Below are 13,261 nucleotides of genomic sequence, written 5' to 3' on the forward strand. Positions count from 1 at the left end.
AAATTACGCTTCGCGGAACCGATATCCGACTCCGTAAAGGGTTTCGATCATCTCGAAGTCGTCGTCGACAGCCTTGAACTTCTTGCGCAGCCGCTTGATGTGGCTGTCGATCGTGCGGTCATCGACATAGACCTGCTCATCATAGGCCGAATCCATCAGCGCATCACGGCTTTTTACCACGCCGGGACGCTGCGCCAGCGAATGCAGGATCAGGAACTCCGTGACGGTAAGCGTCACCGGCTCACCCTTCCAGGTGCAGGTATGGCGTTCCTGGTCCATGACGAGCTGGCCACGTTCGAGCGAGCGGGCCTGCTGACTCGGCGCTTTTGCCGCGGCCTCGCGGGCACTGGCACGGCGCAGCACGGCGCGCACCCGCTCCACCAGCAGGCGCTGCGAGAACGGTTTGCGGATAAAGTCGTCGGCGCCCATCTTGAGACCGAACAATTCATCGATCTCGTCGTCCTTGGAGGTCAGGAAGATCACCGGCAGGTCGGATTTCTGGCGCATCCGGCGCAGCAGCTCCATGCCGTCCATGCGCGGCATCTTGATGTCGAGGATGGCGAGATTAGGCGGCCTGGCCGCCAGGCCTTCCAGCGCGGACGCACCATCCGTGTAGGTCTCGACACGATATCCCTCGGATTCGAGGGCGATCGACACCGACGTCAGAATGTTGCGGTCGTCATCGACAAGCGCGATTGTTGCCATTTCAAGCGGCTCCCTCATGAGCTGTCCCTTCTGTCGTAGAGAAGGGGCTTTTGCAGGACAAATTAGGTACAAAATGTGGCATAGGCCTTAACCGCTGTCACGCGCGGGGTGCCGCCGGCCACAATCCGACCTCGACATGGATTGGACGAACGAACCTCGCCAATCCTTTGGGCAACCGTGAAACTTTTCGCATATATAAACGATTTAAACAACTTTCAAAATATTTAAATCGATTAATGATTTGATATCATTTGGCTTTTCTGGTTCTGACCATCCTAGCCTGCTTGGTGGGTGTGCCGGAAATACGCCGGCAAAGATGCGGCAAATCTTGAAAAGGGTCACCAATGTCGGAAGTCGGCAAACGCAATCCTGCCTGCGCGATCGATCGTGTCGGTCTGAAAACCTCTGGCACGGTGCGCTACAATTTCGGCGCGGCCGCGCTCTACGAGGAAGCGATCCGGCGCGGTGAAGCCCGGCTGACCGCGCATGGCGCGCTGCTCGCCGAGACCGGCCAGCACACCGGTCGCTCGCCCAAGGACAAGTTCATCGTCCGCGACGCCGCCACCGAGCCGCAAGTCTGGTGGGACAACAACAAGGCGATCTCGCCGGCACAGTTCGACGCCTTGCTCGCCGATTTCCAGGCCCTTGCCGGGGACAAGGACCTTTATGTGCAGGATCTGGTCGGCGGTGCCGACGCGGAGCTCAAGCTGCCCACCAGGGTGATCACCGAACTTGCCTGGCACTCGTTGTTCATCCGCAACCTGCTCATCCGTCCCGAGGCGGCCGAACTCGAACACTTCGTGCCCGGGATGACGATCATCGACCTGCCGTCCTTCCGCGCCGATCCCGGCCGCCACGGCAGCCGCACCGAAACGGTGATCGCCGTCGACCTGACGCGCAAGATCGTGCTGATCGGTGGCACCTCCTATGCCGGCGAGATGAAGAAGTCGGTGTTCACCATGCTCAACTACCTCCTGCCGGAGAAAGGCGTGATGCCTATGCACTGCTCGGCCAATGAGGGACCGGCCGGCGATGCCGCTATTTTCTTCGGCCTGTCGGGAACCGGCAAGACCACGCTGTCGGCCGATCCGTCGCGCACCTTGATCGGCGATGACGAGCACGGCTGGGGTCCGCACGGCATCTTCAATTTCGAAGGCGGCTGCTACGCCAAGACGATCAAGCTGTCGGCGGAAGCCGAGCCGGAGATCTTCGCCACCACGCAGCGCTTCGGCACCGTGCTGGAAAACGTCGTACTCGACGCCGATGGCATGCCGGATTTCAATGATGGCAGGCTCACCGAAAACACACGCTGCGCTTATCCGCTCGACTTCATCCCCAATGCCTCGAAAACCGGGCGCGCCAGTCACCCGAAGAACATCATCATGCTGACCGCCGACGCTTTCGGCGTGATGCCGCCGATCGCCCGGCTGACGCCGGCGCAGGCGATGTATCATTTCCTTTCCGGCTACACGGCCAAGGTGGCCGGAACGGAAAGGGGCGTGACCGAGCCGGAAGCGACTTTCTCGACCTGTTTCGGCGCGCCGTTCATGCCGCGCCATCCGTCGGAATACGGCAATCTTCTGCGCGAGCTCATTGCTCGCCACGGCGCCGATTGCTGGCTGGTCAACACCGGCTGGACCGGCGGTGCCCATGGCACCGGCAAGCGCATGCCGATCAAGGCGACGCGCGCCTTGCTCGCCGCCGCCCTCGACGGCTCGCTGAAGGCAGGCGTTTTCCGCACCGACGCCAATTTCGGCTTCGAGGTGCCGGTGGCGGTCCCGGGCATCGACGGCGCCATCCTCGACCCGCGATCGACCTGGGCCGACAAATCGGCCTATGACCGGCAAGCGGCAAGGCTGGTCGGCATGTTCGCCGTCAATTTCGAGAAGTTCGAAAGCCATGTCGACGCCTCCGTCCTCGGCGCGGCGCCGCACATGCAGGAAGCGGCGGAATAGGCGCAGGCAGGACGTCGGTGCCGTCAGCCGTCGGTCGAGACAGTGACAGACTTCCACACCTCGATTTCCTGCCGGAGACGTTCGATTCTGTCCGACACGAGCTTGAGAGCATCGCTGCCAAGCAGAAGCTGCGGCGGCGGATCACTGGCGTCGACCAAGCCTAAAACGGCGGCTGCCAGTTTATCGGGATCACCGAGCTGCTTGCCGCTCTTTACCTGTCGCGCCTCACGTATCGGATCAAAAAGCGCGTCGTAGTCAGTGATTGATCTCTCTGTGCGGACCATTGATCGCCCAGCCCAATCCGTCCGGAACGAGCCGGGGCAGACCGCGGTCACGCGGACACCGAACGGGGCCATTTCCGAACGCATCACCTCCGATATGCCCTGGAGCGCAAACTTGCTGCCGCAATAGTAAGCAATGCCGGGCATGGTAATCATGCCGCCCATCGACGTGACATTGACGATGAATCCACGACGTCGCTCCCGGAACCGGGGAAGAAAAGCCTTAGCGACGGCGACAGCGCCGAAGACATTCACGTCAAACTGACGCCGCATCTCTTCGATCGGCGACTCTTCAAGCACTCCCTCGTGGCCGTAGCCGGCATTGTTGATCAGCACGTCAACCGGTCCATGTTCGTTCTCCGCCTGCCTGACGACGTCGGGTATGGCGTCGAATTCCGTTACGTCGCACAGTACCGGTCGAGCTGCGGGAAGAACGTCGGCGAGCGCTGCGCGTGATGTCTCCGAGCGAACGGCGCCAATCACCTTATGGCCGATCTGGATAGCCGCGGAAGCTATGGCCAAGCCGAAGCCGGAATTCGCGCCGGTGATAAAGAAGGTCTTCTGTGACATGATCGCAAGCTTTCCTTGATTGGTGATGAGTTGACAAATATTATGAGGAACCGAGCGTTTCGATCGCGGATTCTCTGAATTTGTTGCCAAATCCTATTCCTCCCAAACACGGACGATCCAAGCTGGTCGAGTTGGCCGGAGCTCTCGCCCCTCGTTGCGGCTACAATCCGACCGCGTTCAACCGCGTCCGCATACTCCGGACGGAAGCCGTGCTTCACGACATCCCGGTCCTCTATAAGCCAGGCGCGGTGTTCGTATTACAGGGAAGCAAGCAGGGTATCCTCGAAAGGGAGATCTACCTCTACGACGAGGAGCACTATCTGGCGGTTTCGGTGCCCGTTCCATTCCGCATGAAATCGATGGCCAGCTCGGAGCGACCATTGCTTGCGGTCTATGTTGAGTTCGATATGCAGATGGCAGCCGAGCTCGCCATACAAGCTCAGATGCATGCCGAACCGGCGCGCGGCAAGCCGCGAGGTCTCGTGTCAAGCAGGATGGCCCCCGAAATAGAGGATGTCCTGCTGCGCCTCCTTGTGGCACTTCGCAGCCCCGTTGAAGCTCTCGTCCTTGGTGACGGCATTCTGCGCGAACTGCATTACCGGGTGCTGGTCGGCCCGCAGGGCGGTGCAATGCTCGCGGCGCTGCAGCAGAAAGGCACGTCTGGAAGGATTGTCCAGAGCCTGGCCTGGTTGCGAGAGAACTACGGTTCTGAAATTTCGATCGGCGATCTGGCAAAAGACGTGGGCATGAGCGTTCCTTCCTACCATGTCCATTTCAAGAGCCTGACCGGCAACAGTCCAATGCAGTACGTGAAGGCGATACGGCTCCACGAAGCACGATTGATGATAGCACGCCAGAACAGGACGATCGCAGAGGTCGCGGCTTTGGTAGGCTATGCGAGCCCGTCCCAATTCAGCCGCGACTTCAAACGGCATTTCGGGCGCACGGCGTCGGAAGAGACGAAATGGCTTCGTCGCCATCTTGGCGAACTCGCCTGGGCGTCGTGATCAGGATCGTATATGCCAGTTAGGGGCTGCGCTTTCGATCGGGCCTTTTCTTTTTCGGTCCGCCGCGCCATGACTGCGGCATGCCGATCGACGACGACATCATCATATCGGGCGAAGCCGTGATTCACCCGGGCGACCTGCACGAGGATTTCATCCGCTCGTCCGGTCCCGGCGGCCAGAACGTCAACAAGGTGGCGACGGCGGTGCAGCTTCGCTTCGACGCGCGGAACGCCGAGGGCCTGTCGGACCGCGTACGCGAGCGGACCATAAAACTTGCCGGCCAGCGCGCCACCAAGGATGGTGTCATCGTCATCGAGGCCGGACGCTTTCGCACACAGGAGCAAAACCGCGCCGACGCACGGACCAGGCTGGCGGCACTGGTGGCCAAGGCCGCAGAACCGCCGCCGCCGCCGCGCAAGAAGACACGGCCGTCGAAAGGCGCGGTCGAGCGTCGGCTGAAGAGCAAGGCCGGGCGCGGTACGATCAAGAAGCTGCGCGGTCGCGTGGAGAGCGATTAAGCAACACGCAAATCGTGCCCGCAAAACCACTTTCAATTTTGCGTTGCGGATGCGAGGTTTCCCTTATTGCCACAGCAAGGGAGACCTAGAGATGGGTATGTTCGATTTCGTCAAGAACGTCGGCAAGAAGCTCGGCATCGGCGGCGACGAGGAAGCCGCACCCACCGCCGACACGCTCAAGAAAGAGCTCGATTCACACAAGCTCGGTACCGATGGCGTGCAGGTTGTCGTCCAAGGCGATACGGCGGTGCTGAAGGGCGTCGTCAAGGACCAGTCGATCTTCGAAAAGGCGGTCATCGCCGTCGGCAACACGCTGGGCGTTTCCAAGGTGCAGGCTGACGAGTTGCAGGTCGCGCCGGCTTCCGGCACGGCGACCGCGGCCAAGGAGCCGACCTTCTATACGGTCCAGAAGGGCGACAATCTCTGGAAGATCGCCGAAAAGAGCTATGGCAAGGGCCAGGGCGCCAAGAACACGGTCATCTTCGAGGCGAACAAGCCGATGCTGACCCATCCCGACAAGATCTATCCGGGCCAGGTTCTGCGTATTCCAGAACTTGGCTAATCGCCGGGCATGGTTGTATCAAAACGCTGAAATCAGTGCGCCGCGCGTCCGAAAGGCGCGCGGCGTTGCCTTACCAGCGGCGCTTCAGCGAAGCCGTGATGTTGCGGCCCTGGCCCATGTAGCAATAACCGGAATTGCACACCGTCGCGCGGTCATCGGCAATGTTGCGGACGGCGAAAGCGGCCGAGACACCTTCATACCTCTTGTCGATGGCGCCGAAATCGTAGGACGCCGAGGCATCGAGATAGACGGCGGCATCGTTCTTGGCGGTGTTTGACGTGTCGGTATAGGTCGCGCTCTGCAGCCGCACGCCGGCTCCCACCGAAAGGCCGGGTGCCGCACTGCCCTGGTCGAATTTGTAGTTCGCCCAGAGGCTCGCGACATGTTCGGGGGTGACGGCGGGGACCTTGTCCAACTCCGTCGAGTCAGGGCCGGCGCCCGTGATCTCGGCATGGTTGTAGTTATAGGCCGCGATCACGTCGAGCCCGTCCATGACGGCCGCGCGGGCTTCCAGTTCAAAACCATTGCTGGTGACCTCGCCCAGTGAACGATAGGTGCCCGCATTGGGATCGACGACTACCGGCTTGTTCTTCTCGACCAGATGGTAAGCGACCGCGGACAGCAGGATATCCGTTCCCGGTGGCTGGTACTTGACCCCCACTTCGAACTGTTCGCCCTTCGTAGGCTGAAGAATGCCGCCGCCATCGGCCGAGCGGTTCGAGATCGGTTCGAATGACGTCGCGTAGCTGGCGAAGGGCGCGACGCCGCTATCGAACAGATAGAGGGCGCCGGCCTGCATGCTGAAGGCGTTCTTGTCCACCGCTTCGGAACCGCCCCCAAAATAGTCGCGCGTCTGCTCGACCCAGGTCTGGCGGCCACCGAGCGTGAAACGCCATTTGTCCAGTTCGACCTGATCCAGCGCATAGACGCCGGTCTGGCTCAGATCCGCGTCGGACGCAGAGAACGTGGTGTCCGGGGTCGGGCCGGAGAAACCGTAGGTCGGGTTGGCAATGTCGAAATCGTAAGCCGGATCGGTCGGATCGAACCCATAGCCGAAGGAAGAGGTCAGGTTCGTGTAGTCGAGGCCGAGAAGCAACGTGTGGGCGAGCGCCCCGGTGTCGAACCTGGCCTCGACCTGATTGTCGGCCTGGAAGACGTTCATTTCGTCGCGAATTGCGGTCGCATAACGATGCGCGACCGTACCTGTCCAACCGGAGACCGCGAGATAGCGCGACCTCAGGTCGAGATGGGAGTATCGTACATTCTGGCGCACCGTGATGCCGCCGCCGAAATCGTGCTCGAACTTGTAGCCGACCTGCTGCTGCCGGATCTTCTGATGGTCATAGTCGGGGTCGCTCTCGCGCAGGGTGTGGACCTTTCCCGACGGATCGGTGATCACGCCGACATTGGAATCGGTCTCGTCCGCCTGCACCAGCCCATAGATGGTGAAGGACGTCGCGGCGTCCGGATTCCAGGTGAACGACGGCTGCAGCAAATAGCGGTCGTCGGCGATGTCGAAATTGGTGTCGCCGTTTCGCGCCAGGCCGACGATCCTGTAGAGGAAATCGTCACTGCCCTTGGTGACCGGGCCGCCGAAATCGAAGGCGGCCTGCGCCCTGTCCTTCGTGCCATAAAGCAGTTCGACTTCCCTGATCCTGTCCTCGGTCGGCAGCTTGGGCACCTTGTTGACGATGCCTGCCGGCGTTCCCGCGCCGTAAAGCACCGATACCGGTCCCTTGATCACCTCGACGCGTTCGAGCGAATAGGGGTCGGTGCGGAACGTGCCGTAGTTGATATAGGGCTGGCGCAGGCCGTCCTTGTAGTCGCCGAGCGTGGTTGCGTCGTAGCCCCTGATATAGATCTGGTCGAATCGCGGGTCGAATCCATAAGCGCCGGTGCTGACGCCTGAGGAATAGCGCACCGCCTCGATAATGTCCTGCGCGCCGCGCTCCTCGAGTTCCTTGCGTGTCACCACCGAGACGGAGCGGGGCGTTTCGATGAGGGGCGTGTCCGTCTTGGTCGCACCGGAGCTGCGCTTGGCAGCCACCGTCCTGTCGTCCTCACGGGACGTGTCGCCGCCGGCCTCGCCGCTGACCGTAATGGGCTCGAGCACGGTGGCGCCGCCCGATGCCTGGGTGCCTGCCTGCTGGGCGGAGGCTTGGTAGGCACCAGCCAGCGTCGCCAGGCATGTCGTGGCAAGCAGTCCTCGCCGCGACCAGATGCAGCCCCGTTCGATCGCGTTGAAGCCTTGAAGAAATGTCACTTCCATGTCCCTCGCTCTCGTTGGCTGCCTGCGGCTTCGCTGGACGCGGAAGCTGAAAATTCTTGTGTCACCGGTCCGGTTTCTAAATCTTGACTATGTTAGTAATCTTTGTTCGTCAACCGCCATTTGGCCAAGACGAATTCGCTGCGGCGATCGCTCGTAAGAACCACGACCGCTTTCGGGTCGCCGTTTTCGTCTGGCGGTGGCATGCTAAGGCTCCGAACCATTCACATGAGCCAACCCATGCTCGTTCTGCCCAAAGGCATCCGTCACATGCCGGCCCATCTGTCCCGCGCCGTCCAGGAGACGCTGGTCGAGGAGGTGAGAAGCATTGTCCAGCAGGCGCCGCTGTTCGTGCCGGCCATGCCTCGGACCGGCAAGGAGATGAGCGTGCGCATGACCAATTGCGGTCCTCTCGGCTGGGTCACCGACAAGGAACGCGGCTATCGCTACCAGCCGACGCATCCGATGACCGGAGAGCCGTGGCCGCCTATCCCCGACAGTCTGCTAGACCTGTGGCGTCAGGTGTCGGGCTATCCCAATCCACCGCAGGCCTGCCTGATCAATTTCTACACGCCGGAAGCGAAGATGGGCCTGCATCAGGATCGCGACGAGGCCGATTTCTCGGCACCCGTCGTCTCCGTCTCGCTGGGTGACGATTGCCTGTTCAGGGTCGGCCAGACAACCCGCGATGGCGCCACCAAATCGTTCAGGCTCAAAAGCGGCGATGTCGTCGTGCTTGGCGGCGAGGGCCGTCTTGCCTTCCATGGCGTCGACCGCATCTACCCTTCGACCTCGGCGCTGCTCAAGAACGGCGGCAGGATCAATCTGACGTTGCGGCGGGTGACGAAGCCCGACGAGGGCGCCGTATAGGCGAGGGTTCGCGCCCCGCACGGCGCCGCCGACCTTTGGGCGACCAGCGATAGTTCAGTTCAGCGCAGCGGTGAAAAAATCGCCGAGACCAGATGGAAAGGCAAAGCGCCGTAGGCGGCGACCGTCGCCTGATCGTCCCATTGGCGGAACTGCCGGGACGGCCGCGCCTCCAGCGTCAGGGCATGCTGTCGGCCATCGAATGTAACCTTGCCGCGAAAGCGCAGCACCCGCTCTCCACCAGACCGGCTGATGGCCATCGCACGCAGACGCGCGACGTGGTCGTCGCCCACATTGATCTCCATTTCGATGCGGCGCCGGACCGGCGGGACGCTGATCCTGATCGTGATGTCCAGCATCATCTCCCCCGCCGTCGCAGGGCACGGTATGGTCTGCGAGAAGGCCAGGGGCGACTGTCCTTCCAGCGGCTCGCGAGGTGCCTGCCTGCCGCGCCATGCTCTGCCGCGCCATGCCCTGGCGGGCGGCTCCTGCCGCAGCCGACCGCTCTTGCGTCTCAGCCGCAACTGCTTGGCGAAGCCGCGCGACAGCCAGGTCAGCCTGCCGAAGTCGGTTCGCGGCTTGGCCTGCAGCACCGCCGACCAGCGTGCAAGGCCGGTGCGGTCGGCCATGTCCAGCACGCGCGCCAGCACCTTGTCAGGCACCGTCACGCCAACATCGAGCGCAAGGTAGGAAAGCGCCACCGCTGCGGCAACGGCAAGGCCACGCCTGGCGACGACATCGAGGAACACGTCCCAGTCGACGCCGCCGGTGCGAATGGCCACCGCGCAATCGACCAGCCAATCGCTGTGGGTATGGGCATCGAGCCCGCCATGCGCGATGGCGAGCGCGATGCGATCCGCGGGCGACGGCACCAGCACGCCGACACCGCTGAATTCGGCCGTCGCCGCGCGCTGCCAGATCGCCTGGTCATCCTCGTCGCTTTGCTGCGAGCCGTCATAGGCAAGCTGGTGCAGATCGATATCGCCATAACTGCCCTTGAAAAAATTCATCGAGCGCAGCGACGCCAGCCTTGTCCTCAGATATTGGGGACTCACCCCGGTGGCGATCTGCCAGTCGCCGTCGCGCAGCACGCCGAATGCCGCCGGCATGTCCTGCGGCCGCACCAATATGTCGATGTCGTGCGCCACCCGGCCACGCTGCGCCGAGGCGTTCAAGGCAATGCGGCTGGCACCCTTGATCAGCATCACCAGGCAGCCGGAATCCGTCATCGCCTGCAGCGCCGGTTCGGCCTCGCGCATCGCCATGCGCGACTTGGTCCACAGCATCTTTTGCAGGCCGACAAGGCGCGGATAGGCGGATTGGCCGGCCAATTTCCGGCCGAACCGATCGCAGATCGCGGCCAGCAGCCGGTGTTCCCTGAAGGAGACAAGGTCGATGTCGTTCGCGTTTAGCCACTGCATGGCGCAACCGGCGGCCGCGTCCTCATCGACAAGAAGGGCAGCCTTGAGCAGTTGGTCGAGCCCGCCCGTCGGCCAGGACCAGCCATAGTCCGGGAAACGTCGGCTGATGCGGCGAATGCCCGCCATCAGCCCGCGCCGGCCTTGTTCCGGGCCCGTCGCAGCATGGCGAGCCGCGCCACTTCGAGATAGCCGCGGTCGCGCGCCGCATCGCGGCCATAGGACAGGCTGCCGGGCCTGATGCGGCGCAGCGCCAGCACCTCCTCCACCATGTCGAGGGCAAGGCCCGTCTCGCGTGCCCGCGCGATCCAGTCGATCATTTCGCCGCGGCCGCCCGGCGGATCGACGATTGGTCCGACGGTCTCGGCGGCCTCGCGCCGGATCAGCATCGTGGTCCGCGACCAACCGGGTACGATCGCGTCCTCGGGTGCATCGGGCCGGTCATTGCGGAAGTTTCGCAAATGGCAAAAAACGCCCGACGTTGCGGGATGCCTTTCGAGATGCGCGAGCTGTGTTTCGGCCTTGCTCGGCAGCCACAGATCGTCGGCATCGAGCGTTGCAATGAGCGGCGTCGACAAGGCGGCGATGCCCCTTGTCGTGGCGCTGCCAGGTCCGGCATTTGCCTGGCGCAGCAATTGCAGCGGCAGGTCCGTTCCGCCGATCGCCGCCGCGAGATCGTCGCTGGATCCGTCGTCGACGATCACCACCAGCTCAGGCCGCACTGTCTGCGCCGCGACCGATCGGAGCGTCTCGGCGATGGTGCCGCTGGCGTTGAAGGCCGGTATGACGACGCCATAGCTCCGCATGCTACATGAAGCGCCAGTTGGCGAGTTCTTTGACATCGAAGATGCCTTCGATCCCGCGCAGTGAAGGGTCGGCCTTGCGCCGCTTCATCGATTTGTGGATGGCCCGCAAGAATTCCCGAAGGGATGTGTCGACCTGCTTCGTCATGTTGCCGGGATGACGTCGGTAGTAAAGCGACACGGTATCCGGCAGGACGAATCTGGGGCCGCTTTCAAAGGTGCGCAGCAGGTAGTCTGTGTCTTCGGCCTGGCCGAAGGCCTCGTCGAAGCCGCCGATCCGTTCGATGAGCTTACGCGAGAAAATGCCCGACGACAGATGAATTCCCCGCACGGTCATGAAATGGCTGCCGGGGCAGGGTTCCAGCAGATCGTCGTCGATGTGTTCGACCATCATCATCAGGGAATAGGTAAGCTCCAGAGCGGGGTCGGCGTCAAAGCATGCGATATCGGCCTTGAATCGTCCCGCAGGCGAGACATCATCCGAATCGAGGAACGACACGAGCTCCGTTTCCGGCGTGAGCAGTCTGAGACCAGCGTTGCGAGCCCGGGTCACGCCCATGTTCTCTTGCCGGAAAAGACGAATGCAGGGGTTCTCGGCCATCATCGAACGCACGGCCTCCGGCGACCCGTCGGTCGAGCCGTCGTCGATCACGATGATGTCGAGATCGGCGGCATCTTGCTGCCGCACGAGCGAGCGCAGCGCCGAGACGACATAGCGCTCGCGATTGTACACAGGCATGATCACGCTGAGCTTCACCGGGCGCCTCGTGTCAGGAAATCCTCGATCGTGCGGGCGATCTCTGCCGGGTCGATGCCGAGGGACAAACGGAAGCACGGCAGGTGGCGCGTCAATTCGCTGAAGAAGCGAAAGCCGCTTTCGCGCTCGCCCGGCATCTGGGCGATGCCGGACGGCGCCAAGGCAATCATGGCATCCCTGCGCGACACCGGCATAATCGAACTTGCTCCGCCTCCGCTGATATGTGGCACCACCAGCGCGACGATGTCCAGCATGGCGGGCACCGGCCGAGGCGCGATATCATGAATATGGAACGTGTGCTTGCCTTGCCAGTTCAGCGGGCCTTGCGCCGTTAGCCGCTGCCGCAGGCCCAGCCGGGCGAAACCTTCCGTGTCCTGCTTCAACGTCGAAAAAAGGGGGCGCGCGGTCACGCCGTCGGTGAGATCGATCAGCACATAGTCGTCGCCGACACTGTCGAGCCCGTTAAGCAGGCCGGCGGCGACAGTCCCCGATTTCCCGGCCCCGCCCGAGCCGGCAAGCAGAATACCGTTGCCGTCGATGCCAAGCGTGCCGGCATGCGTCAGCCGCATGCCGCGCGCGGCATATTCCCAGTGCAGGAAGGCGCGCAGCGGTGCTCCCGGCTCCCAGGGCGGAAAGGCATCGGCCGAGGCCATCAGCTGCACGCCGACGCGGCGGTGCGGATCGTAGACCTGCCAGAAATCCAGGTCGTGGAAATGGTGCCCGCGCAAACCGGCTTCGGCGAGCCGTTTGGCAAAACCGTGCTCGGTGAAATGGGCATCGCCCCAGTGCGCCGGCTCCGGGATGCCGTCAATGCCGGGATGCGCGATGAAGATGCGACCCGTGGACGGTGCCGGCTGGTCATGCCCGGGCTCGACAAAAGCATGGCCCAATGCATCGGCAAGCACGCCGTGACCGAGATGCACGGTCAGTTCAAGCCAGGGCAGGCGAACCTTTCGCATGGTCGGATAGCACGCGGCCGCGCCTTCAGCGGCGGCGATGAGATACCTGGCGTAATCCGGCAAGGTTTCGAGCGTGACGCGCGGCATCAATCGCCTTCCATCACGCTGCGGCCGCCCCGTCAGGAAGCCTGCTTGACCGCCGGCCAGCCGAGAGGTTCCTCGACCTCGTGGATGGGATCAACGACGATCAGGTCGGCGAGGTCGTCGTGAATGCTCACATTGAGCGGCTCGTTCGTGGCGGCAAGCTCGGCAGGCAAATCGCCCGGCAAAGGCTGCGCCGCCGCGTCCAAGCGCACCAGCAAACCCAATTCGAGCAATTGCGATATGAAGCGTTCGAGTTCGGCCTGGCCTATTGTCGAGCCGCCGGCGCTCAGCCCGACCAGAGCCTGGGCGTCCGCGCCGGATGAAAGCGCCTGCCATACCTTGCTGCCGGAATCGGAAAAGCCGAAATATTTGCCATTGGCAAGATTGAGCACCACGGCCTCGCCATCGAAAGATTCGAAAACGATATCCCGGCTCGCTACCGCATAGGCGTGGGAGTCATGCGTCATTGTTGCCCCGTCCTGCATTTCCTGCCCGCCAGCAGGACCGCT

Annotated in this window: 13 protein-coding genes; 5 read left to right on the plus strand and 8 right to left on the minus strand. The window is 62.7% G+C overall.

Annotated features, from left to right (window positions below):
* Positions 1 to 3 precede the first annotated feature (3 nt).
* On the minus strand, positions 4 to 705 hold the full coding sequence (locus FJ936_RS01015) for a response regulator transcription factor (RefSeq protein WP_010912942.1): 702 nt from the start codon (positions 703 to 705) through the stop codon (positions 4 to 6).
* Positions 706 to 1,049: 344 nt separating this feature from the next.
* Between FJ936_RS01015 and FJ936_RS01020 the strand changes: the two genes are divergently transcribed.
* Positions 1,050 to 2,660 (plus strand): phosphoenolpyruvate carboxykinase, encoded by a 1,611-nt coding sequence (locus FJ936_RS01020; protein ID WP_141906022.1) that lies wholly within the window; start codon positions 1,050 to 1,052, stop codon positions 2,658 to 2,660.
* A gap of 23 nt (positions 2,661 to 2,683) precedes the next feature.
* On the opposite strand, the gene FJ936_RS01025 is transcribed toward FJ936_RS01020, so the two are convergent.
* Positions 2,684 to 3,511: an oxidoreductase gene (locus FJ936_RS01025; protein ID WP_141906023.1), complete on the minus strand. Its 828-nt coding sequence runs from the start codon at positions 3,509 to 3,511 to the stop codon at positions 2,684 to 2,686.
* Between the two features lie 80 nt (positions 3,512 to 3,591).
* Here FJ936_RS01025 and FJ936_RS01030 point away from each other — a divergent pair, with 80 nt between their 5' ends.
* The 3 genes from FJ936_RS01030 to lysM all read left to right on the plus strand — a co-directional run bounded on the left by FJ936_RS01030 (position 3,592) and on the right by lysM (position 5,598).
* Positions 3,592 to 4,518, plus strand: coding sequence for an AraC family transcriptional regulator (locus FJ936_RS01030; protein WP_141906024.1), 927 nt, complete (start codon positions 3,592 to 3,594; stop codon positions 4,516 to 4,518).
* 80 nt (positions 4,519 to 4,598) lie between these two features.
* Positions 4,599 to 5,036: an alternative ribosome rescue aminoacyl-tRNA hydrolase ArfB gene (gene arfB / locus FJ936_RS01035; protein WP_140615117.1), complete on the plus strand. Its 438-nt coding sequence runs from the start codon at positions 4,599 to 4,601 to the stop codon at positions 5,034 to 5,036.
* Between the two features lie 91 nt (positions 5,037 to 5,127).
* Entirely contained in the window at positions 5,128 to 5,598 is a 471-nt protein-coding gene (lysM, locus tag FJ936_RS01040) for a peptidoglycan-binding protein LysM (protein ID WP_140660102.1), read from the plus strand.
* A 70-nt stretch (positions 5,599 to 5,668) separates the two neighbouring features.
* Here lysM and FJ936_RS01045 read toward each other — a convergent pair whose 3' ends face one another.
* Positions 5,669 to 7,867: a TonB-dependent siderophore receptor gene (locus tag FJ936_RS01045; protein ID WP_141906025.1), complete on the minus strand. Its 2,199-nt coding sequence runs from the start codon at positions 7,865 to 7,867 to the stop codon at positions 5,669 to 5,671.
* Positions 7,868 to 8,104: 237 nt separating this feature from the next.
* Between FJ936_RS01045 and FJ936_RS01050 the strand changes: the two genes are divergently transcribed.
* Complete coding sequence (locus FJ936_RS01050) at positions 8,105 to 8,734, plus strand: alpha-ketoglutarate-dependent dioxygenase AlkB (RefSeq protein ID WP_141906026.1); 630 nt, start codon at positions 8,105 to 8,107, stop codon at positions 8,732 to 8,734.
* Positions 8,735 to 8,793: 59 nt separating this feature from the next.
* Here the strand turns inward: FJ936_RS01050 and FJ936_RS01055 are convergent, their stop codons facing one another.
* From FJ936_RS01055 to FJ936_RS01075, 5 genes are read right to left on the minus strand one after another with little or no spacing between them, the layout of a single operon-like run.
* Positions 8,794 to 10,278, minus strand: coding sequence for a nucleotidyltransferase family protein (locus FJ936_RS01055; RefSeq protein ID WP_141906027.1), 1,485 nt, complete (start codon positions 10,276 to 10,278; stop codon positions 8,794 to 8,796).
* Entirely contained in the window at positions 10,278 to 10,955 is a 678-nt protein-coding gene (locus FJ936_RS01060; RefSeq protein WP_015314348.1) for a glycosyltransferase family A protein, read from the minus strand. Before FJ936_RS01060 ends, FJ936_RS01055 begins: the two co-directional genes overlap by 1 nt.
* A gap of 1 nt (position 10,956) precedes the next feature.
* The gene (locus tag FJ936_RS01065) at positions 10,957 to 11,709 is read right to left on the minus strand and encodes a glycosyltransferase family A protein (RefSeq protein ID WP_015314347.1); all 753 of its coding nucleotides are present in this window, start codon (positions 11,707 to 11,709) and stop codon (positions 10,957 to 10,959) included.
* Positions 11,706 to 12,755, minus strand: coding sequence for a serine kinase (locus FJ936_RS01070; RefSeq protein ID WP_140711626.1), 1,050 nt, complete (start codon positions 12,753 to 12,755; stop codon positions 11,706 to 11,708). The genes FJ936_RS01065 and FJ936_RS01070 overlap by 4 nt, the downstream gene beginning before the upstream one ends.
* 32 nt (positions 12,756 to 12,787) lie before the next feature.
* Positions 12,788 to 13,219, minus strand: a complete 432-nt coding sequence (locus FJ936_RS01075; RefSeq protein ID WP_140615104.1) for a PqqD family peptide modification chaperone — start codon at positions 13,217 to 13,219, stop codon at positions 12,788 to 12,790.
* Between the last annotated feature and the right edge of the window lie 42 nt (positions 13,220 to 13,261).

This window comes from Mesorhizobium sp. B2-4-13, from assembly GCF_006658535.1.
Classification (GTDB): Bacteria; Pseudomonadota; Alphaproteobacteria; order Rhizobiales; family Rhizobiaceae; genus Mesorhizobium; species Mesorhizobium australicum.